Annotated in this window: 21 protein-coding genes; 12 read left to right on the top strand and 9 right to left on the bottom strand. The window is 60.4% G+C overall.

What is annotated here, in order from left to right; translation table 11 throughout:
• Positions 1 to 31 precede the first annotated feature (31 nt).
• Together QNI81_RS01910 and QNI81_RS01905 are read left to right on the top strand one after the other, a co-directional pair.
• A complete protein-coding gene (locus QNI81_RS01910) occupies positions 32 to 811 on the top strand; it encodes an HAD-IIB family hydrolase (RefSeq protein WP_283967179.1) in 780 nt (259 codons plus the stop codon).
• Positions 804 to 2,030 carry a glycosyltransferase family protein gene (locus QNI81_RS01905; RefSeq protein WP_283967178.1) on the top strand — a complete coding sequence of 409 codons (1,227 nt, stop codon included), beginning with the start codon at positions 804 to 806 and terminating at the stop codon, positions 2,028 to 2,030. The genes QNI81_RS01910 and QNI81_RS01905 overlap by 8 nt, the downstream gene beginning before the upstream one ends.
• 26 nt (positions 2,031 to 2,056) lie before the next feature.
• Here the strand turns inward: QNI81_RS01905 and QNI81_RS01900 are convergent, their stop codons facing one another.
• From QNI81_RS01900 to QNI81_RS01890, 3 genes are all read right to left on the bottom strand, one after another.
• On the bottom strand, positions 2,057 to 2,548 hold the full coding sequence (locus QNI81_RS01900) for a GNAT family N-acetyltransferase (protein ID WP_283967177.1): 492 nt from the start codon (positions 2,546 to 2,548) through the stop codon (positions 2,057 to 2,059).
• Between the two features lie 108 nt (positions 2,549 to 2,656).
• The gene (locus QNI81_RS01895; protein ID WP_005614342.1) at positions 2,657 to 2,914 is read right to left on the bottom strand and encodes a YjhX family toxin; all 258 of its coding nucleotides are present in this window, start codon (positions 2,912 to 2,914) and stop codon (positions 2,657 to 2,659) included.
• Between the two features lie 184 nt (positions 2,915 to 3,098).
• The gene (locus tag QNI81_RS01890; protein WP_283967846.1) at positions 3,099 to 4,832 is read right to left on the bottom strand and encodes an alpha-amylase family glycosyl hydrolase; all 1,734 of its coding nucleotides are present in this window, start codon (positions 4,830 to 4,832) and stop codon (positions 3,099 to 3,101) included.
• Positions 4,833 to 5,162: 330 nt separating this feature from the next.
• On the opposite strand from QNI81_RS01890, the gene gap reads away from it, so the two are divergent.
• Positions 5,163 to 6,167: a type I glyceraldehyde-3-phosphate dehydrogenase gene (gene gap / locus QNI81_RS01885; protein ID WP_283967176.1), complete on the top strand. Its 1,005-nt coding sequence runs from the start codon at positions 5,163 to 5,165 to the stop codon at positions 6,165 to 6,167.
• A 136-nt stretch (positions 6,168 to 6,303) separates the two neighbouring features.
• On the opposite strand, the gene QNI81_RS01880 is transcribed toward gap, so the two are convergent.
• The gene (locus QNI81_RS01880; RefSeq protein WP_126136308.1) at positions 6,304 to 6,939 is read right to left on the bottom strand and encodes a ChrR family anti-sigma-E factor; all 636 of its coding nucleotides are present in this window, start codon (positions 6,937 to 6,939) and stop codon (positions 6,304 to 6,306) included.
• A complete protein-coding gene (locus QNI81_RS01875) occupies positions 6,936 to 7,493 on the bottom strand; it encodes a sigma-70 family RNA polymerase sigma factor (protein WP_502999384.1) in 558 nt (185 codons plus the stop codon). Before QNI81_RS01875 ends, QNI81_RS01880 begins: the two co-directional genes overlap by 4 nt.
• Before the next feature lie 247 nt (positions 7,494 to 7,740).
• Between QNI81_RS01875 and QNI81_RS01870 the strand changes: the two genes are divergently transcribed.
• The 9 genes from QNI81_RS01870 (at position 7,741) to QNI81_RS01830 (ending at position 16,843) form a co-directional block, all read left to right on the top strand.
• Positions 7,741 to 9,051, top strand: a complete 1,311-nt coding sequence (locus QNI81_RS01870; RefSeq protein ID WP_283967175.1) for an NAD(P)/FAD-dependent oxidoreductase — start codon at positions 7,741 to 7,743, stop codon at positions 9,049 to 9,051.
• Positions 9,048 to 9,821, top strand: coding sequence for a DUF1365 domain-containing protein (locus QNI81_RS01865; RefSeq protein ID WP_283967174.1), 774 nt, complete (start codon positions 9,048 to 9,050; stop codon positions 9,819 to 9,821). The genes QNI81_RS01870 and QNI81_RS01865 overlap by 4 nt, the downstream gene beginning before the upstream one ends.
• Positions 9,821 to 10,981 carry a class I SAM-dependent methyltransferase gene (locus QNI81_RS01860; RefSeq protein WP_283967173.1) on the top strand — a complete coding sequence of 387 codons (1,161 nt, stop codon included), beginning with the start codon at positions 9,821 to 9,823 and terminating at the stop codon, positions 10,979 to 10,981. The genes QNI81_RS01865 and QNI81_RS01860 overlap by 1 nt, the downstream gene beginning before the upstream one ends.
• Positions 10,971 to 11,513: a hypothetical protein gene (locus QNI81_RS01855; protein ID WP_283967172.1), complete on the top strand. Its 543-nt coding sequence runs from the start codon at positions 10,971 to 10,973 to the stop codon at positions 11,511 to 11,513. The genes QNI81_RS01860 and QNI81_RS01855 overlap by 11 nt, the downstream gene beginning before the upstream one ends.
• A gap of 2 nt (positions 11,514 to 11,515) precedes the next feature.
• On the top strand, positions 11,516 to 12,733 hold the full coding sequence (locus QNI81_RS01850) for an MFS transporter (protein ID WP_283967171.1): 1,218 nt from the start codon (positions 11,516 to 11,518) through the stop codon (positions 12,731 to 12,733).
• The gene (locus QNI81_RS01845) at positions 12,730 to 13,299 is read left to right on the top strand and encodes a DUF3833 domain-containing protein (protein ID WP_219231975.1); all 570 of its coding nucleotides are present in this window, start codon (positions 12,730 to 12,732) and stop codon (positions 13,297 to 13,299) included. The genes QNI81_RS01850 and QNI81_RS01845 overlap by 4 nt, the downstream gene beginning before the upstream one ends.
• Positions 13,296 to 14,018, top strand: a complete 723-nt coding sequence (locus QNI81_RS01840; protein WP_283967170.1) for an SDR family NAD(P)-dependent oxidoreductase — start codon at positions 13,296 to 13,298, stop codon at positions 14,016 to 14,018. The genes QNI81_RS01845 and QNI81_RS01840 overlap by 4 nt, the downstream gene beginning before the upstream one ends.
• Positions 14,015 to 14,755, top strand: coding sequence for an SDR family NAD(P)-dependent oxidoreductase (locus QNI81_RS01835; RefSeq protein WP_283967169.1), 741 nt, complete (start codon positions 14,015 to 14,017; stop codon positions 14,753 to 14,755). The genes QNI81_RS01840 and QNI81_RS01835 overlap by 4 nt, the downstream gene beginning before the upstream one ends.
• Before the next feature lie 111 nt (positions 14,756 to 14,866).
• The gene (locus tag QNI81_RS01830; RefSeq protein WP_283967168.1) at positions 14,867 to 16,843 is read left to right on the top strand and encodes a sensor histidine kinase; all 1,977 of its coding nucleotides are present in this window, start codon (positions 14,867 to 14,869) and stop codon (positions 16,841 to 16,843) included.
• 13 nt (positions 16,844 to 16,856) lie between these two features.
• Here QNI81_RS01830 and QNI81_RS01825 read toward each other — a convergent pair whose 3' ends face one another.
• The 4 genes from QNI81_RS01825 to QNI81_RS01810 are packed head-to-tail and all read right to left on the bottom strand — an operon-like array spanning position 16,857 to position 20,850.
• On the bottom strand, positions 16,857 to 18,209 hold the full coding sequence (locus QNI81_RS01825) for a sigma-54-dependent transcriptional regulator (protein WP_283967167.1): 1,353 nt from the start codon (positions 18,207 to 18,209) through the stop codon (positions 16,857 to 16,859).
• An 8-nt stretch (positions 18,210 to 18,217) separates the two neighbouring features.
• Complete coding sequence (locus tag QNI81_RS01820) at positions 18,218 to 18,343, bottom strand: hypothetical protein (protein ID WP_009176220.1); 126 nt, start codon at positions 18,341 to 18,343, stop codon at positions 18,218 to 18,220.
• Position 18,344: 1 nt separating this feature from the next.
• Positions 18,345 to 19,631 carry a c-type cytochrome gene (locus QNI81_RS01815; protein WP_283967166.1) on the bottom strand — a complete coding sequence of 429 codons (1,287 nt, stop codon included), beginning with the start codon at positions 19,629 to 19,631 and terminating at the stop codon, positions 18,345 to 18,347.
• A 4-nt stretch (positions 19,632 to 19,635) separates the two neighbouring features.
• The gene (locus QNI81_RS01810; RefSeq protein WP_065321652.1) at positions 19,636 to 20,850 is read right to left on the bottom strand and encodes a formate dehydrogenase subunit gamma; all 1,215 of its coding nucleotides are present in this window, start codon (positions 20,848 to 20,850) and stop codon (positions 19,636 to 19,638) included.
• Between the last annotated feature and the right edge of the window lie 114 nt (positions 20,851 to 20,964).

Raw genomic sequence — 20,964 nt, 5'->3', positions numbered from 1 at the left:
TGCTGGTGCGGCCTTACACAGAGACCACCCTATGCCCCGGCTTCTTGTTTTCAGCGATCTCGACGGCACATTGCTGGATCACACAACATACAGCTATGCCCCTGCCCGTCCGGCCTTGGCGGCGCTGCGCGCGCGGGATGCTCTGCTGATCCTTGCAAGTTCAAAAACCGCAGCGGAAATGCTGCCATTGCATCAAGAGCTTGATCTGGGCGCGGCTCCTATGATCGTGGAGAACGGGGCCGCCTGCCTGACCCCGTCAGAGATTGACGGTCGTGATACGGTCTACCGTAAACTACGCGCTTTGCTGTCCTCTCTCGGCGCGCCGTTCACGGGATTTGGCGATATGTCAGTGGATGAGGTTGCCACGCTCACCGGGTTGCCACGCCCTGCCGCTGCGCGCGCCAAAGCCCGCCAGTTCAGCGAACCGGGCCTTTGGCAGGGGGACGCGGATCAAAAGGCACAGTTCATCGCCAAGCTGGCACAAGCGGGGATCACCGCCCGAGAGGGGGGCCGGTTTCTGACGCTGTCTTATGGCGCGTCGAAGGCCGATCAGATGCAGCACATCTGTCGTCAGAATGCGCCCTGTTTCACCATTGCTCTGGGAGACGCACCCAATGATGCCGAGATGATCTCTGCCGCAGATCGCGGCGTTCTCGTGCGCAACGACCATGGCCCGGACCTTGCCGATTTCCCGATTGGCGCGCGCATTTTACGCACCGATCTGACGGGCCCAGAGGGCTGGTGCGCCGCAATCCTGCACCTCCTCTGCGACTGGGACCAATACCAAAAAGGAGCCGCACCCCATGGCTGACTTTCATCAGAACGGCAATATCGCCCAATTCCATAACCTGCGCAGCCGTCCGGTTGAGGAATTGGAGTATGAACTCACAACCTTTGCCCAGACCCGCAAAATCTCTCTGATCCTGCCTTGTCTTTATTCGGAACTTGAAGGCCCTGCCCTGCGCCCCATCCTCGATGAACTGGCCCGCGTCCCCTATCTGCATCACATCGTGATCGGTCTGGACCGCGCCAATGAGGCTGAGTACCGCCACGCCCGCAGATATTTCTCCTCCCTGCCCCAAAACCATCGGGTGCTGTGGAACGACAGCCCAAGGATGCAGAACCTGGGCGCGCGTCTCGCCGAACAGGGGCTCGCCCCGCCAGAGCCGGGCAAAGGCAAAAACGTCTGGTCCTGCATCGGGTATCTTCTGGCGCAGGCCGAGAGTTCGGTTGTGGCGATCCATGATTGCGACATCACCACCTATTCCCAGGAAATGCTGGCGCGGCTGGTTTATCCCGTGGCGCATCCGGCATTCTCCTATCAACTCTCCAAGGGATTTTATGCCCGCGTCGGCGGCAGCAAACTGAATGGCCGCGTCTCACGCCTGTTGGTCTCTCCACTGCTGATCGCACTCAAACGCACGATTGGCGATCGCGACTACATCGACTACCTGCGCAGCTTTCGCTACCCACTCTCTGGTGAAATGGCTCTGCGCGCGCCCTTATTGCCAGATCTGCGCATCCCCTCGGACTGGGGGCTGGAAATCGGCGTCCTGTCGGAGGCTTGGCGAAACTTGGGCCGCAAGGCGGTCTGTCAGGTGGAGATTGCCGACAATTACGACCACAAACACCAGTCCCTCAGCCCCGAGGACGCCTCCGCAGGGCTCAACCGGATGTCGACGGATATCTGCAAGGCCATCTTTCGCAAACTCGCCGCCGATGGCACGGTATTTACCCCCAATGTGTTTCGCACGCTAAAGGCGACTTATTATCGCTCGGCGCTCGATCTGCTGGAGGCCTATTCTCACGACGCCATCATGAATGGCTTAGACATGGACCGCCACGGCGAAGAAAAAATGGTGGAGATGTTTGCCAATAATATCATGAGCGCAGGGCAGGTGTTTCTGGACAACCCCCATGAAACCCCCTTCATCCCGAATTGGAACCGTATCCATTCCGCCAATCCGAGCTTCCTTGCGGACCTCAAAGCCGCCGCCCTCGCGGATGAGGCGGACTACGCCCCGGAATAATCCGGGGCGCAGACCTGCCGATGTGATCACCCAAACGCTGGGTGATAGGCGACCTCTCCCTGTGGGATGTCACCGCGCAAAGCCCGAGCCATGAAATACGCCGCAGGCACGCCTGGCAAAACCAGCTCTGCTCGCGCGGCAAACCCGAAGCGTGCGTAATAGGCAGGCTCTCCCAGCAAAACCACACCAGCGGCGCCCGCTTGTTCAAGGTACTCAAGCCCCGCGCGGATCAGCGCAGATCCAATCCCCTGCCCTTGCCGCGCTGGCAATACAGACACCGGCCCGAGCCCCAGCCAGCCCAGATCCTCACCAGAGATGGTGACGGGTGAAAAGGCCACATGGCCAAGGATCTCCCCCGCCTCCTTGGCAACCAACGACAACTGCAAGGCCCCCGCGTCACGCAGACGTTGCACGATCATTGGCTCGCTGCCATCCCCATGTGGATGATCTGCAAAGGCCACAGCCGTCAGATCATGTATCGCGACCTCATCTCCGCGTCTTTCCTGTCGAATATGCATTCAAAACCCTTTCTTCTAACTCCAAATATCCCGGGGAGCGCGAGGGGCTGGCCCCTCGCATACCCACATGAGCGTGAGAGAGCCGCCCCCCAACGCTCCCCCCTCACGTCATCGATTGTCCAACTGTGATCGCACCGAACGCCGCCCCTTGTCTGATATCCGATAAGGGCTGGAGCACTTGCTCTCCACAAGCCGCTTGCGCCGGAGTTTCTGAAAGATCTCGAGCGTGCAATTGGTCAGGATCAGCCCGTCACGGGTATAACAGATCACCTCAGTGACCCGACCATTGGCGGCGCGTTCATAAAGGATGCGCCCACCCTGCGCCAACGCGTGCAACACGCGCTGTTCGTTCTTGGAAATATTCATCGAATGTTGCCTGTGATTGAACCACGTCAAACCGGCACGCGCACGCCAAAGCGCCGCGCCTGCGCGGGTGTGACAGGTCTCGGGTGAGCCGAACCTGTCAGCGGGTGGTTGCAATCTCCAACATCAACAATTCCCTAGTCTGGAGGGGCATTTGCCCTCTCGTATCACCGCAAAGGCCCCTGTCTCAACCCTGATTGGTGATCCAGCGACACTGATAGGGCGCCAGTGTGATCTCTGCATCGCTCGCAAAAGCCTCAGTCGACAACAGATCCCGCCAATGCTCGCCTTCAATCAGGTTCAGCGCACCGGGCGGCAAAATCACCGCCTCATCGCTCACGTTATGCAACGCAAAAATCGACTGCGCCCGGTCCAAAGACTGCCGCCACAGGGCAAACACCCGATCATCCAACTGCAATGTGAACTGCGTGGCGTTGGGATGAAATGCTGCCTGTTTTGCCCGGATCTTTAGCCGCTCGGACAGGGCCATCAACACCCGCGACTGATCGCTTTGTGCATCTGACAGGCGAGTTTTCAACTGAGGATAATCCCATCGATGCCGGTTGATCGCCCGGTTCATGCCACGCCGCTCCACCGCCTCATGATCATTCGCGGTTGCTAGCATCGCATGGATATAAAACGCCGGAATACCCTCAAGCCCCATCGGGATCGTCTGCGCGCAGATAAACCGCGCCACTTTCGACCCTTCACCTCCCTCAAACGTGCGGCTCAACGCATCAAAATAAGTGCAATTCACCTCATAAGGGGCCTCACCGCCACCGGGCAGACTGCGCATCGAGACCAGACCACCGCCGGCCCGCACACAGTCAATCATCCGGTCGATCTCGCCTTGTGGGAGCACGCCCTCCGCAGGGCGCATGCCGATCCCGTCGTGGCTTGCAGTGAAGTTCAGATAAGCACAGCCCAAAGGCGCTGGCGGCATCGCGCGTGCCCACTTCAGCAAATACCGGGCCGACCCTGCCATCAATGCATGCAGGATCAGCGGTGGCAGCGGAAAGTTATAAACCACATGCGCTTCATTACGATTGCCAAAATAGCTGAGGTTTTCTGCGCGCGGCACGTTGGTTTCGGTCAACAGAACCACCGTTTCCGTCGCGTAATCCGCCAATAGCCGCAGCAGTTGAACAATCGCGTGGGTTTCAGCCAAATGGATCGAGGATGTCCCCACCTGTTTCCAGATAAACGCCACCGCATCGAGCCGGACAATCCGCACCCCCTGATCGATATGCAGACGGATAATGCGCAGGATCTCCAGCAGCACCTCAGGGTTTTCAAAATTCAGATCGACCTGATCGTGACTGAAGGTACACCAGACATGTTTCGCACCACTGGAGGTGGCCACCTCCTGCAGCAATGGGGTTGTGCGCGGACGCACCACGGCGCTTAGATCGTCTTCTGGCGAGGCCTCGTAAAAGAACCGATCAAATGGTGCCTGCCCCTGCCGATAGGCATTGAACCACGGGCTCTGCGACGACACGTGATTAAGCACCATATCCGACATCAAATGAAACGTGCTGCCAATGCGGCGAATATCGGCCCAGTCACCAAGCTCCGGGTTCACCTTGCGGTAATCCGTCACCGCAAACCCATCATCAGAGGTAAATGGAAAAAACGGCAGGATATGTACCCCATTCACCACGCCCTTCATATGGGTCAGCAGAAAGTCGTGAAGCAAATCCAGCGGCTTATGCGCACCGTCCCGGATAGAGTTGCCATAGGTGATCAGCAGGGCATCGCCTTCAGACCAGAGCGAATTCCCGGGCGTGCGCGGGCGTTTGCGCCGATGGGTGCCCTCGGGCCAAAAGGCCTCTACCACTTTGGAGCCGAGGATTTCAGCGTCCAGATCCGGATAGATCCGCTGTAAGAGTTGCGACAGTCTCGCAGCAAAGGACGTGGCCATCATTCTCCCTCTCTGCACGCGCGCGCAGCATGTCCCCAACCTGCGCCAACCCATGCAGGCGCGCTTCAATCCTATGAGCCACAAATCGCTCGGGCAAATTCTGCGCCTCAGAAACCGGGCCTGCACAGCGCATCTGACCAATTTACGGGCATATTCCGCGCAACCCGGCCTATCTGCGCTATTCTCCGCATGAAGCCCCCCATTTCGACCAGCCCGACGCTCACGTCACGGGGCTTGATTGGCAGCTTCGTTAGCGTTAACGATAGCCGCGAGTGATAGCGGTACCAGTTTCGGTACCGTGCCCGGAAACCCAACCGGAGTTATTGGCAAATGACCCTTAAGATCGCGATCAATGGATTTGGCCGGATTGGCCGCAACGTGCTGCGCGCGCTATTGGAAAACGACACCACCGACGTCGAAGTGGTGGCAATCAACGACCTCGCGCCCCCCGCCACCCAAGTTCACCTGCTGAAATTCGACAGCGTGCATGGCCGCCTCAACGCCGATGTCACGGTCGAGGGCGACACGATGAAAGTGGGCCGTCATGAAATTCGCCTGACCGCGATCCGCAACCCCGAAGAGCTGCCGTGGTCTGATGTGGATATCGCCTATGAATGCACCGGCCTCTTCACCAGTCGTGAAAAAGCGGCCATGCATCTGAAGAACGGCTCCAAACGGGTGCTGATCTCGGCACCGGGCACCGAGGTCGACCGCACCGTGGTCTTTGGCGTCAACGACCAAGACCTCACCGCAGATGATATCGTGGTCTCCAACGCGTCCTGCACCACCAACTGCCTCGCACCGGTGGCAAAGGTGCTGGACGATGCCTTTGGCATCAAGACCGGCTATATGACCACAATCCACGCCTACACGGGCGACCAGCCGACCCATGACACAACCCACAAGGATCTCTACCGCGCCCGTGCGGCAGCATTGTCGATGATCCCGACCTCCACGGGCGCGGCGCGGGCCATTTCCCTCGTGCTGCCGCACCTGAAGGGTCGCCTTGAAGGTTCCGCCATCCGCGTGCCCACCCCGAATGTCTCGGTTGTGGACCTGACCTTCCAACCCGAGCGCGCCGCCTCTGTTGAGGGGATCAATGCCGCCATTGAGGCCGCCTCAACAGAGGGTCCGCTCAAAGGCGTTCTCGGCTACGAGGAGGCGCCACTGGTCTCCATCGACTTCAACCACGACAAACGCTCCTCGATCTTTGCCGCACCACAAACGGCCGTCACCTCCGAGGGTCTGGTGCGCGTGGTCAGCTGGTATGACAACGAATGGGGCTTCTCCAACCGGATGATCGACACCGGTCGCGCCATGGGCAAATTTCTCTGACCCAAACCGGGCGGGACATTCATAAAAAAGGGCCACAGCAGATGCGGTGGCCCTTTTTTTCGAGTTCTTCTAACCAAAAACATCCCGGAGCGCGAGGCAGAGCTTCGCATCCCAAAGCTGACATCAGCGCAAGGCGTCAGATCCGGAAAATCGGCTGCAACAGGCGCGGCACAAAAGAGCGGAACCGCAGCGATGCATCGGTCGCCGCAAGACAGATACAGGCAGGACCGTCCTCGGCGATCGGCTCATGCTCCAGATCACCATCGGCCACCTCCACATCTCCAACACCAAAGCGGCCCGTCTCATCCCGAAACGCCCCCTGTAGAACCATGGTCAGTTCCAGCCCGTTGTGACCGTGATCCGGCACCCCTTGCCCACCAGGAATATAAAGCAGGCGCACGCTGCCGCTGCGGTCGTGATCCAAGATCATCTGCCGCACCCCCAGCCCCAACGGCTTCCATTTAGGGGGCAAACCGCCCAGCGCTTCCATCACCGGGGCCGGGAAAATACCTGCGCGATCGTAGCGTTGTTCAATGGCGACCGGGTCGTCCAACGCATCAAACAACCGTCCCTTGAGATCAGAAGACACCTCCGTCACTGGCATGTCATCCAAAAGTGCGCCGCCCAATGCCTCATGCGCGCCAAGCCGAGCGCGACACTCGTCGCACATGGACACATGCGCTGCCACCACCAGCGAAAAAGCCTTCGTCAGGTTTCCCGCCGCATAGGCGATCAGCAACTCATCAGGGATGTGGTGCGTAATGCCCGTCATTTGCGTTCCGTTCCCTTCAACTCGTGACGCAGTTTTTCCAGCCCAAGCCGGATGCGCGATTTGATGGTGCCCAGCGGCAGGCCGGTTTCGGCCTTGATCTCCGCATGGGTCAACTCGCCCAGATAGGCGCGTTCCACCATGTCACGCTGCGCGGGCTTCAATGTCTTTAATGCCGCGCGCAAAGCCTGCGTTTCCTGTTCCAGCGCCAGCACCTGTGACGCGTCTTCCTCTGTATCCTCGACCGGCTTCAGTTCTTCCGGCACCGGCCGCTTTTCCTTGCGCAATATGTCGATTTGCCGGTTGCGGGCGATCTGGTAGATCCACGCAGAGACCTGCGCGCGACCGGGATCAAACATATGCGCCTTGCGCCAGACCGTGAGCATCACGTCCTGCACAATGTCTTCCGCCTGCGCAGGCGGCAGCCCCGAGCGGCAAATGACGCCTTTCAGACGGGGCGCAAAATGGTCGAACAGACGGCCAAAAGCCACCTTGTCCCGCTGATCGCGCACCGCCAGCATCCAGACCGTCGTCTCGGAATATGCCTCGCCTGTCACTCTGTCGCTCTCCCGGCAACTGCTTGTGCCCTCGCTCACCCTAGCGGGCGCGACGGGGGCTTCAAGGCTGTCATCGCAAAGAGCGTCAGGAGCTTCAAACATAATTCCACTACGCGCCGGAGATGGAGCTGGATCACAAAAAATCTGCGCCATCGCAAAATCAGCGAATACCCCGACATATTTTTCCGCTTTTTTGATCCGATCTAGCGCCTCGCCTCGTAAGCTCATGAAAACCGATGGAGAATACATGTCCTTTGATGCCCTGCCCTCTCAGCGCCGCCGGATCGCCATTGTCGGCGGTGGCATATCCGGTCTGGCTGCCGCATGGCTCCTTGGTCCACGTCATGACGTGACCTTGTTTGAAGCTTCGGCGCGCCTCGGGGGGCATGCACGCACGGTAACGGCAGGCATTCGCGGCGATCAGCCGGTGGATACCGGGTTCATCGTGTTTAACTATGTGAACTACCCGCATTTGACGCGGATGTTCAACGCGCTGGATGTGCCGGTGGTGCGCAGTGACATGTCCTTTGGCGCAACCATCCAGAACGGTGCGGTGGAATACGGGCTGAAGGATATGGGGGCATTGTTTGGTCAGCGCCGCAACCTTGGCCGTCCCGCGTTTTTTGGCATGGTGCGCGACATCTTGCGTTTCAACGCCCGCGCCGAGAGCGTGGCCCGTGACGACAGCACCACCATCGGCGAGATGGTGCAGGAACTGTCTTTGGGCGATTGGTTCCAGCGCTATTACCTGATGCCGATATGCGGCGCGATCTGGTCCACCCCTCCCGAAGAGATCCGCGCATTCCCGGCACGCTCTTTGGTGCGGTTCTTTCGCAACCACGCGCTGCTGTCGGCCTCGGGTCAGCATCAATGGTGGACGGTCAAAGGCGGCAGCCGCGAATACGTCCGCCGCCTGACCCACCATCTGCAAAAGATCGGCGTGGATCTGCGCGCAGCCTGCCCGGTGCAATCTGTCGAGCGCACTGAGGATGGCGTCACCATGCGCCTATCCGAGGGGCGTGTGGAGGGTTTTGACGAGGTGATCTTTGCCTGCCATTCGGATGATGCCCTGCGCCTGCTGGCCCGCCCCACGCCGCAGGAGCAGGCCGCCCTCGGGGTAATGCGTTATCAGGACAATCACATGATCCTGCACCGGGATGCGGGCCAGATGCCCCGCCGCCGCGCCTGCTGGTCGTCCTGGGTTTATAAGGCAGATCAGCGTGACAACCGCCCGGCGATTGGCGTCACATATTGGATGAACCGTTTGCAGAACCTGCCGGAAAACGATCCGCTGTTTGTCTCTCTCAACCCGGTGCAGGACGTAAACCCAAAGCTGATCTATGACGACAAGACCTTTCGCCACCCGGTGTTCGATCGCGCTGCGATCCGGGCACAGGGGGCTGTACAGGCGATGCAGGGGCAGAACCACACATGGTTTGCCGGGGCCTATCTGCGCCACGGTTTCCATGAGGACGGCTTTGCCAGCGCAGTGCGCGTCGCACGCGGCATCGACGCCCGCTATCACAGCAACCGCGACGCGGCAGAGCTGCTCGCATGAGCACGCCCGGCGACCATACCGCGCGCTGGCCGCAACATCTGGCGGGCACCACCACCCATGCGCGACGTGGCGGCATCCAAAATGCCTTTCGTTACGGGGTGGACTATGTGCTGCTCGACCCAAACTCGACGCGGGGGCCGCTGCTGTTTTCACGCAACCGCTGGAATCTTGCCTCCGTCATGGATCGCAATCACGGCGGCGCACCAAAACAGGGACGCGGGCTGACCTGGGCGAAAGAGGTCTTTGAAGGCGCGGGGCTTGCCCCGGACGGACTAACGATCCTGCTGCTGACGCAACCCAGTTTTCTGGGCTATATTTTCAACCCCGTGAGCTTCTGGCTCGCCTATGACGGCGATGAACTGCGCGCGGTGATCGCAGAGGTCTCAAACACCTTTGGCGACCGTCACAGTTATCTCTGCGCGCAGCCTGATTTCACGCCGATAACGGCCAAAACCTGCCTGACTGCGCAGAAAATCTTTCACGTCTCGCCCTTTCAGGAGGTCGCGGGCGCGTATCGGTTTACCTTTGATATAACGAAGTCACGGATCGCCATCCGCATCGCCCATGAAAACGGCGCGGAAGGCGTGATCGCCACTTTGGTGGGCGATGTGCACGACCTGAACAACGCCCGCCTGATCAAAGCCAGCCTGCGCCGCCCGCTCGGCGCGCTGCGCACTGTTGCGCTGATCTATTGGCAGGCCCTGAAACTCAAACTCAAGGGCGCGCGCTACAGAAGACGCCCGCTTCCGCCCGAACAGGAGGTAAGCTAATGCTGTTCATTACCAACCGCGTGAAACGCGATTTTCTCGACAGTTGCGCCCGAATCCGACGGGGCAGCCTACGGCTGATCACCCCCGAAGGCGAAACATATGATTTTGGTCAGGGTGAACCTGCGGCCGAGATGCAGATCAACGATTGGGGTGTGGTGACCGCGCTGGCCTCTCGCGGGGACATCGGGTTGGGGGAAACCTATGTGGCCGGGCTGTGGGAGACACCGTCGATCGAGGCCGTGACGCAAGTGGCGCTCTTGAACCTCGACTATCTTGAGGCCTTTGCCTACCCGAGCCGCCTTGCCACGCTGAAGTTTCGCCTTGTGGACCGCATCCTGCGCGCCAATTCCCGCGCCGGGGCCAGCCGCAATATCAAGGCGCATTATGACGTCGGCAATGAGTTCTATCAGCTCTGGCTCGATGAAAGCATGACCTATTCCTCGGCCCTGTTCGCCCCCGGTGACAAGACGCTCGAGGATGCGCAATACCGCAAATACGACCGCATCCTGAACCGCGCCAGCAATGCCGAACGCATCCTGGAGGTCGGGTGCGGCTGGGGCGGGTTTGCAGAGCGCGCCGCAGATCGCGGACGCCATGTGACCGGCATCACCATCTCCCCGAGCCAACACGGGTTTGCCGATGCACGCCTAGATGGGCGCGCGGAAATCCAGCTCTGTGACTATCGCGATACCAAGGGCAAATTCGACGGCATCGTGTCGATCGAGATGATCGAAGCCGTGGGCGAACGGTACTGGCCGCAGTATTTCGAGATGCTGAAGGACCGTCTGGCCGAAGGTGGTCGCGCCGTGGTGCAGGCAATCACCGTGCCGGATGCCTATTTCGACATCTACCGCAAGGGATCGGACTATATCCGCCAATATACCTTTCCCGGCGGCATGTTGTTGTCGGATGCCATGATCGCGCATCACGCCGCCAAGGCGGGGCTAAAGGTCACCGACAACTTTGGCTTTGGTCAGGACTATGCCCGCACCTGCCGGATGTGGTCAGAGCGCCTGAGTGCGGCCTCGGACAAGGTGATGGGTCTGGGCTATGATCAAGGGTTCCTGCGCAACTGGCAGTTCTACCTGCAGATTTGCGCGGCATCCTTTGAGACCCGCCAGACCGATGTGGTGCAGGTGGAGCTGACCCATGCGACCTGAGACCGGCCTTGCCACTGTCCTCTCGCTGATCGCGGGGGTGTCGATGCTGGCGGCGCTGTCCCTTGCCGCGCCGCTCTTTGCAAGCCCCAGTCCCACCGGTCTAAAGGCGCCGGTGCAGTTGGGTCAGGCCACGCTGCGGTTTCTGGGGTTTGAGATCTATACGGCGACCCTTCATACCGAAGGCGCGGAGCGGTTCGGCTGGGACCAGCCTCTGTCGCTGCGGCTGGATTACGCGCGTGGATTTTCCGATCAGGAACTCCTGCAGGGCACCGAAAAAGAGCTTCAGCGCATCGAAGGGGCACAGCCGGATCAAGCGGTGATGCTGCAGAAGCTCGCCACCTGCTTTCGACCAGTCACGGCCGGGGACAACTACGTCGCAATCGCGACGGCACCAAATACGGTTGAGATGCGATTGAACGGTCAACGTATCTGCCGGGTCTCGCATCCTGACCTGCGCCGGCGTTTCCTCGGGATCTGGCTGTCACCCAACAGCCGTTCTGCACGGCTGTCGGCACAATTGCGGGGCGAATAGGCATGAAATGGCGGGTCAGCACATATGCGCTGATGCTGGCTGCTGCTGGCCTGCCGCTCTATATCCATTTGCCGCGCTACGCGACCGGCGAACTGGGGATGAGCCTTGCGACCCTTGGCGTGATCCTTGCAGGTATCCGGGTGATGGATTTTGCCCAGGACCCCGCATTGGGCTGGCTGGTGGATCGCTATCCGCGTTACAAATCTGCCTTTGCAACCGTTGCCGCGCTGGGAATGGCACTGGGATTTGTGATGCTCTACACGCTGCGCCCCGAAGGCGGCGGGCTATGGTGGTTCATCGCGGCACTGGCACTGGTGTTCACCTCCTATAGCCTTGGAACCATTCTGTTTTATGGTCAAAGCGCGGCCCTTGCGGCACAATCCGGTGGGCTGATCCAGCTGGCCGGTTACCGCGAAGCGGGCACATTGGGTGGCATCATCCTTGCGGCCAGCGCGCCCGCCGTACTGGTGATGCTGGGGGCCACGGGCAGCGGTTATGCGGCCTTTGGTGTGCTGCTGGCCGGTGTGTGCCTGATCGCACTCCGGGTCAGCCGACCGCTGTGGCGTGTCACAGCTCCTGCGCACGCCCCACTGTCGCTTGCGGAGTTGCGGGCCTCTGGCGGGCTTGGTCTTTTGGCGCTGGCCTTTGTCAATGCGCTGCCGGTGGCGATCACCTCGACGCTGTTTTTGTTCTTTGTCGAAGACCGGCTTGGGCTGCCTGATTTGGCAGGCCCGTTCCTGATCCTGTTTTTTGTAGCTGCGGGCCTGTCAGTGCCGGTCTGGACTCGCGCGGCAACACAACATGGCGCGGCTCGCACGTTGATCGCCGCCATGTGCCTTGCGATCCTCGCCTTTATCGGCGCTGCGCTACTGCCTGCGGGGGCTGCGATTGGCTTTGCCCTGATCTGTCTCGGCTCTGGTGCGGCCTTGGGCGCGGATATGGTCATCCTGCCCGCGCTTTTTGCAGGCGCTCTGGACCGCGCGGGGCTTCAGGCAGGGCGTGCCTTCGGGCTTTGGTCCTTTGCCGCGAAACTTGCCTTGGCAAGCGCCGCCATCCTGCTGCTGCCGCTGCTGGAAATGAGCGGCTATCGCCCCGGTACCGACAACTCTGAGGCCGCGCTGATGGCGCTCACCCTCGGCTATGCGGTTCTGCCTTGTCTCATCAAATGCGCCGCCATTGCGCTGGCGCTGCAACTCCCCCGTGAAGAGGTCCATGCATGAAACTTCTCCTCGGCATCACTATCCTCGTGTTGCTTTTGTTGCTGTTGCGCCCCGGACTGGGTTTTCGCGCGCAGCGCCCGTCCGATTACACCAAGACCGGCCCCGCCTTTGACATACGCAAACACCTGAACGGGCGCTTTATTTCCGAGGGGATGATTTATGGGCCGACCGGGCGCGTGGTGTCCCGCTTTGTGGCGGAGATGAACGGCACATGGGATGGCACCAGCGGTACGCTCACAGAGGATTTCACCTACGCAGGTGGTGGCACACAGGCGCGCAAATGGATGCTGGAGATCGGTGAAGACGGTGCGTTTGCCGCCACTGCGGAAGACATTATCGGCACGGGCTCGGGCCAACACGCGGGCGCGACCGTGCGGTTATCCTACCGCATTCGCCTGCCCGAGGATGCTGGCGGGCATGTGCTGGATGTCACCGACTGGATGTATCTGATGGAGAACGGCACGATTATGAACCGCTCCGAGATGCGTAAATTCGGCATAAAGGTCGCCGAACTGATCGCCACCATCCGCCCTGCGCCGGACGCCGTATCCGAGGTGACGCCATGAGAGTTCAAGGTCAGACATGGTGGATCATTGGCGCCAGCGAAGGCCTTGGGCGCGCGCTCGCCGAGGCGCTGGATCAACAGGGCGCATCCTTGATCTTGTCGGCCCGCAGCAAAGACCGCCTCAGCGCGCTTTGCGACAGCTTGCGCGATGCACAGGCGCTGCCCATGGATGTGACAGACGCCCGCTCCGTCCTTGCCGCGTCAGAAGCTGCGAGCGATGCTGATGGCGTGATTTACTGCGCCGGGCTTTATGATCCGATGACCGTGCAGGATTGGGAGCCAGAAGCGGCGGAAGCCATCTGTGAGGTCAATTTCATGGGCGCGATGCGCGTGATGGGGCGTGTTGCACCACGAATGGCCCGCCGTGGACATGGCCACATTGCGCTGATTGGCTCGCTCGCTGGGTTCACCGGCCTGCCCGGTGCCATAGGCTATGGCGCCTCCAAGGCCGCAGTGATGCATCTGGGCGAGAACCTGCACCGCGACCTGCGCGACACCAATGTCAAAGTGCAGGTGATCAATCCGGGCTTTATCAAAACCCGGCTCACGGCCAAGAACGATTTTAAGATGCCGATGATCCAAACCCCGGAAGAGGCCGCAGCCTGCTGCATGAAAGCGCTGCGCTCCAACCGATTTCAAAGCTCCTTTCCCGCGCCCTTTTCATGGGTGTTTCGCATCGCAGCACATCTGCCCCGTAAATGGGTCACGAGGTTGATATGATGGACCCGCGCAACGTGGTGATTTTTGGCGCATCCGGCGGCATTGGCCGCGCCTTGGTGGAGGCTTATGCGGGTAAAGCAGCGGTCGAGAGCGTGCATGCGGTTTCGCGTGGCGGGAACGCAGCTTTTGCGATTGATCCGTCAGCGGAGGATAAGATCAGCCAGCATCGGGCGGATATCACCTCCGAGAGCGATCTTGAGGCATTGGCCGCACAGGTCGACACGCCGGATATGGTGATCCTTGCGACGGGTATTCTGACGGATCCTGACACCGGGCTTACACCGGAGAAAAGCTATCGCCAGCAGGATATGGGTGCGTTCCAGCAGGTGTTTCGCATCAACACTTTTGGGCCTGCTTTGGTCGCCAAGCACTTCCTTGGGCGAATGCCGCGGGAGGGACGCTGCGTCTTTGCGGCTCTGGCGGCGCGGGTGGGGTCGATCGGCGACAATGGGTTGGGCGGCTGGCATGCCTATCGCGCCTCAAAGGCGGCGCTGTGCATGTTAATGCGCAACTATTCCATCGAGGTTGCACGCAAGAACCGCGATGCCATTTGCGTCTGTTTGCATCCCGGAACCGTGGACACCGCGCTCTCTGCGCCGTTCCAGAGCAACGTGCCCGACGGAAAGCTGTTCACGCCGGAGTACTCCGCACAATCTCTGATGTCCGTCATCGCCGGGCTGAAACCACATGACAGTGGCAAACAGTTTGATTGGGCCGGAAAAGAAGTTCCCGCCTGAACCATCTCCCTGATCCGCCGCAGGTCCGCGCTGCCTTGCACCTTCGGGCGGTTCCGGCGACACTCTGCGCGAGGTAACGCGCAATCTGGCGGCCTAGGGAGAGAGCCATCCATGTTGAAATCTGTCCGCCTGCGCCTGCTTATTATGGCGCTGCTGCCGCTTATCGTTCTGATGCCGCTCCTGATGGTGGTAGCGATGGCGCGGTGGAATGCGGATTACGATAAGATACTGATTGCAAAGGTAGAAAGCGACCTTCGTATTGCCGAGCAATATCTGGGTCATCTGCAAAGCAACTCTGCCCGCGCGCTTCAGGGCATTGCGCAATCCGCTCGGATTGCAGGCGTTTTGTCCAGCGGCTCTGATGCGACCGAGGCATTTCTGAGCGAGAGCCAAGAGAACCTGAACCTCGATTTTCTACATCTGTTACGCGGCGACGCATTGACCGAGGCCAAGGAAAAATGGCCGGTGATCTTTGAGGCCGCAGCCGGGCGGATGGCCTCGGAGATAGATATTTTTTCCGCCGAGGATCTGGCGGCGCTTTCTCCGGCATTGGCCACACAGGCCCGGATCGAGCTGATCGACACCGAGGCCGCCGCGCCTGCCGATCACACGGTCGAGGATCGCGGCATGGTGGTTCACACCGCCGCACCTGTGCGCGTCAACGGTGAGGTCAGCGTGCTGGTGGGTGGTTTGCTTCTCAATCGCAACCTCGACTTTATCGATACGCTGAATGAGCTGGTCTACCTGCAAGGCGTGTCGAACGCCGGGCGGCAAGGCACCGCGACGCTGTTTTTATCCGACACGCGCGTCTCTACCAATGTGCGCCTGTTTGAGGATGTGCGCGCGCTGGGTACGCGGGTTTCTGTCGCCGTGCGCGACGCGGTACTCGGCGAGGGGCGCACGTGGCTCGACAGTGCCTTTGTCGTCAATGATTGGTATATCTCGGGCTATATGCCGATCAGCGACAGCTTTGGAAAACGTGTTGGCATGCTCTACGTGGGCTTTCTGGAAGCGCCCTACAAGAACGCCAAGCGCGCAGCCTATTGGACCGTCGTGGGGGCCTTTGTACTGGTGATTGCCCTGACCGCTCCGCTGTTTTTGTGGCTGGCCAAGGGGATCTTTGCGCCGCTTGAGCAGATGACCCGCACCATGGCACGGGTTGAACGTGGCGATTTGACGGCGCGCAATCAGACCCCCTCGCGCCGGGATGAGATCGGTCAGGTGGCCAACCATCTGAATACATTGTTGGATCAGGTGCAGGAACGCGACCGGCGCCTGCGCAACTGGGCCGGAGAGTTGAACACCCGCGTCGAGGAACGCACCAAAGAGTTGAAAATCGCCAATGAGAAACTGGAGGAGACCTTCCGCCAGCTTGTGATGAGCGAAAAGCTCGCCTCAATTGGCGAAATCACCGCCGGTGTCGCCCATGAGATCAACAACCCGGTGGCCGTGATTCAGGGCAATGTGGATGTGATGCGGATGACGCTGGGCGAGGCCGCTGAACCTGTGCGCACCGAGCTGGACCTGATCGACAATCAGGTGATGCGGATCGGGGCCATTGTGGGCAAACTGCTGCAATTTGCTCGCCCGTCAGAATTTGGCACCTTTGCCGAACATGTGGATGTGGCTGCGGTGGTGCGAGACTGCCTTGTGCTGGTGGATCATGTGATCTCCAAACAGGAAGTGCGGGTGCTGACGCAATTTGATGACGCGCCCTGTGTGCGTATCGACCCCGGCGAATTACAGCAGGTGGTGATCAACATTATCATCAACGCAAGTCAGGCGATGGACGGAAACGGCACGCTTGCCATCACCGTCGCAGGCGCGGAACGAGACGCGCAAATGGGCGTGGCCCTGCGCATTGCCGACACCGGCCCCGGTATCCCCGCAGATCGGATCGATCATATCTTTGACCCGTTTTTCACCACCAAGCAGGGAGAGGGCACCGGACTTGGCCTGTCGATCAGCCAGACCCTCATTCAACGCGCCGGAGGACGCATTACCGTGCGCAATCGGCGCGCGCGCGGTGCGGAATTCCTGATCTGGCTGCCCGGCCCATCAGACGAAGATGACACCAATCAAGGGTGATCGCGGCACCGGCTCAGACACCCCAACTGGCGCATTTGCGATCTACTGTTTTGCGCGAGACACCAAGGCGGCGGGCTGCCTCGGCGCGATTGCCATCACAGGCATCCAGAACATGCATAATATGGCGCTGCATCACCATATCGAGGTTTTCAACCGCTGCTGTTCCGGTCACAGATCCGGTGCCTGCGAACTCTTCGGGGAAGGCCCCGAGGATCACCGAGCGTTCGATCAGATTGCGCAATTCACGCACATTTCCGGGCCACGCGTAGCGCGAGAATTTCAGCAGGGTTTCTTCATCCAGCTCCAGCGCGGGCATGCCGAGGCTCAATGCGAATTGATCCATAAAGAGCGCGGCCAGCTCGACGATATCCTCGATCCGTTCCCGAAGCGGTGGCATCTCGATATTGACCACATTGATCCGGTGATAGAGATCCGCGCGGAATTTTCCCGCCGCGATTGCGTCTGGCAGGTCGGCGTTGGTGGCCAGCAGGAATCGCAGGTTCAGCGGGATGTCACGTTCCGCCCCAACGGGGCGTACCTTCTGGTCCTCCAACACCCGCAACAGCGCCGCCTGCACCTGTTCCGGCATCTGCGCCACCTCATCAAGGAAAAGCGTCCCACCGTCGGCGTGCAGGAACAGACCGTCGCGCCGACGATCCTGCGCGTCAATAACCCCAAACAGCTCTTCTGCCAGACGGTCGGGAGAGAGGCTGGCGCAGTTTACCGCAACAAAGGGCTGCTCTGCCCGGTCTGAGAGCGAATGCAACGTGCGGGCGGCGATTTCCTTGCCCGTGCCGGACGCGCCGGTAAACAGCACCGGCGTCGGCAAGGGGGCCAGTCGCTGCAACATCTGGCGCACTTTTTCGATGGCGGCGGATTTGCCCAGAAGGCGGCCACGCGCGCCGGATTGCTCGGCTGAAAGCTCGTGCTTCAAGAGGTAATTTTCCCGCCGCAGATACTTGCGGTCGAGGGCGCGCGCCACCGCGTTGAGGATCTGATTGGCGCGAAAGGGTTTGAGCACAAAATCCGCAATCCCGATCCTGAGCGCCTGAATGGCCGTATCAAGATCCGCATAGGCGGTCACCAGAATAGTGTCGGCAAACAGCCCCACCCGGCGCTGCTCTGCCACCCAGTCCAGACCGGTCATGCCGGGCATGATATTGTCCAGCACGATCAGATCGAAATGCGCCTTGTCGAGGATCTCAGAGGCCTCGCGCGCAGAGGCGGCCTGTTCCACGCGTTTGCAGCGGGGTTCCAGGATCTTGGTCATGAAGTGACGCATGCCGGGTTCGTCATCAATCACGAGGATCGACGCGGACGACAGCGATTCTGAGTATTCATCGCGGATGGTGGCGGAGACGTTCATCTGGCGCGTCAGTTCAGGCGCACGGCAGCACCGGAGTTCTGGTCCTGCGCGGAAAATCCTGCACGCTCCAACGCAAAGTCAGCACCCACCGCGATTGCGGCAATGAGGGCAAAGCCTGTTAGCATGGCTTTCATTTCAGTCGTCCTCCGGAAGTTTTGTCGCGGTTTTCAGATAGTCTATCAGATCCTGGCGATCCGTGGGGGCGGTGATGCGTTGCATCGGCATCTTGGACCCCGGAATATAGTGGTCAGGCCCTTGGTCGAACAGGGCATCAATGGTCTCGTCCGTCCAGATCAGGTCAGATTGCAGCAATGTCTGGGAATAGCGGTAACCCGGCAGGCTGCCCGCCGCGCGCCCGAACAGACCTGCAAGATGCGGCCCGGCCCGGCGCTGCCCGGCATCGTTCAAATCATGACAGATGGAGCATTTGCGCATGAACTGGCGCTCGCCGTTGCTCATGATTTCGGGGGCTTGCAGAAAACTGCGTGTCTCATTCCCTGCGGCCTGATGGCTGTCCATCAGCGCAATCGGCCAGCCATAGATTACATCGTGAATGCCCCCGGCCCAGATGCGGCTGCCATCGCGCGAGAACGCCAGCGCCCAGACCGGCCCCTCGCGCATCGCCCTGAAATCGCGGGCAATGGTCCAATTGCGGGTGTCGATCATCATGATGTAGCCATGACCGTCGCCTACCGCGATCTGCTCGCTTTGCGCATGATAAGCCAAGGCGAGGATCGGGCGGCGGTCGAGCGTGAAATCGGCGATCTGCGCGCCGGTTTCCATATCGATCACCCGTGTGCCGCCATCCACCGCGCCATAGGCAAGCCAGCCCTCTTGCGACAGCACCAGACGGTTGATGCCAAACCCCTGTTCGGCCAAGAGCCGGGGTGTTGCGTCGGGCGTGTCATAGACCTGCACTTGCCCGGCCATGGTTGCGGCAAACAGGCGCCCTTTGGCATCAAAGCGCACATCGTTGACACCTGCACCCACTGTGATCTGCTGCCCGACACCGCCGTTCAGCGACCAAAGACCGATGGTGCCGTCCCAACTGGCCGAGGCCAGAAACGCCCCATCCGACGAGACATCCAGCGCGCGGATCTTACCCGCATGACGCCCGATGTCCTGCGGCTGTCCCTGCTGCCAGCGATAGATCGCAAAATCATCGCCACCGCTGAACAGCGCCCCGCGCGGGCCAAAGGTCACCGTGGTGGTGGCCGCGTCATGGGCCTCCAGCCACGAAGGTCTGCCCTCCTGCCAAATGGCCGCGGTATTGTCGAAACTGGCGCTGGCCACGCGATCCTCATCATCCACGGCAAGCGCCATGATCGGCCCACCGTGTCCTTTGAGGGTCACAAATTCCTCTGCACCCGCGCCCCAGACGGGCGCAGCACAGAGGGCAAGGCTTAGCGCCAGTCGCCGCATCACGTCACTCCGCCGGGGTGGCGCCTGTGTTTTCAGCCTTGGCGCGCTCTTTCTCCTGCACCTCCTCGAGCCAGATCGAGTGGTGCTGATGCGCCCAGGCCTCATCCACCTCGCCGGAGCCCATGGCGTCATACGCGCCTTCCATGCCAAGCGTGCCGATATAGATATGCGCGATGATGATCGCCATCAGCACAAAGGCGACGATCGCGTGCCAGAGCTGGGCAAGCTGCATCTCCTCTTGCGGGGCAAGCTCTGTGGGCAAGACACCATAGCCAAGCCACTGCGGGATGCCGGTGTCATTGAGGAGGGCAAAGGTCTTGGCAAAGAGCGGCAGTTCAAACGGGAACAGCAACGACAGGCCGGAGACGGAGATGGAGGCCCCAAACAGGATGACCGACCAGAAAATCACCTTTTGACCGGCGTTGAACTTCTTTGCGGGGGGGTGTTTCTTGCCGATGATGCCGCCGAATTGCTTGATCCAGACCAGATCGAGCTTGTTCGGGATGTTATGCGCAACCCACATGACAAACACCAGGATGAGCGCCAGCATGAAGGCCCAAGAGACGGAATTGTGAATCCATTTGGAGCCGATGAGCAGCACCGAATTCACGTCCTTGCCCAGATACGGCTGGATCGCCACCCGACCAAAGAGCGTCAGAAGCCCCGTCAGACCAAGCAGGATGAAAGATCCGGCAAGGGTCCAGTGGGTCATCCGCTCGACAAAGGCAAAACGGGTCACAGTGCGTCCGGTCTTTTCTGCATCGACCCGCACACGGCCCCGCAGCAGGAAAAACACTGCCAACGCAGCAATCGTGCCCAACAAGAGCCAGCCCCCATATTGCCGCAACGGGCCCGCCCGGAACGAGAGCCAGTTCATGCCACCGTCCTGCACCAGAACCGTGGCCACATCGCCCCCGGCAGAGACGCGAATATCGGCGGAATTGTAGCGCAACGCCCGCCAGAGTTCGGGATCGGACTGGCCACCAAGGGTGCCCAACTGCTGATCAATCCCGGCGGCAATCTCAGGGTTCCCGGTCGCGTCGCTGCGGAAACTGTCGTCCAGCGCCTCGCCACGTTGCCGCGCGAGAATGTCCTCGAGTGTCTGCGCCCCACCGGTGGCGGAGCGATCAGGTGCCACGGGGTTTGCGTCCTGCGCATAGGCAGACAGGCCACAGAGCAGGGCCAGTTTAAGGACGAATACGAAAATCAGGCGCGGCATGGATGGACCTCCCGTTGAGCCGGATTTGATAAAATGAATCAGTCGCATAGCGGAAGGGGCCCGCCACAATGGCGGGCCGCCTCCCGGTGTAGGCGTATTGGGATCAAAAGTGGG

It is taken from the genome of Tritonibacter sp. AK171 (assembly GCF_030127025.1).
Classification (GTDB): domain Bacteria; phylum Pseudomonadota; class Alphaproteobacteria; order Rhodobacterales; family Rhodobacteraceae; genus Epibacterium; species Epibacterium mobile.
The sequence above is the reverse complement of the archived record's forward strand: the minus strand, read 5'-3'. Positions and strand labels throughout refer to the sequence as shown.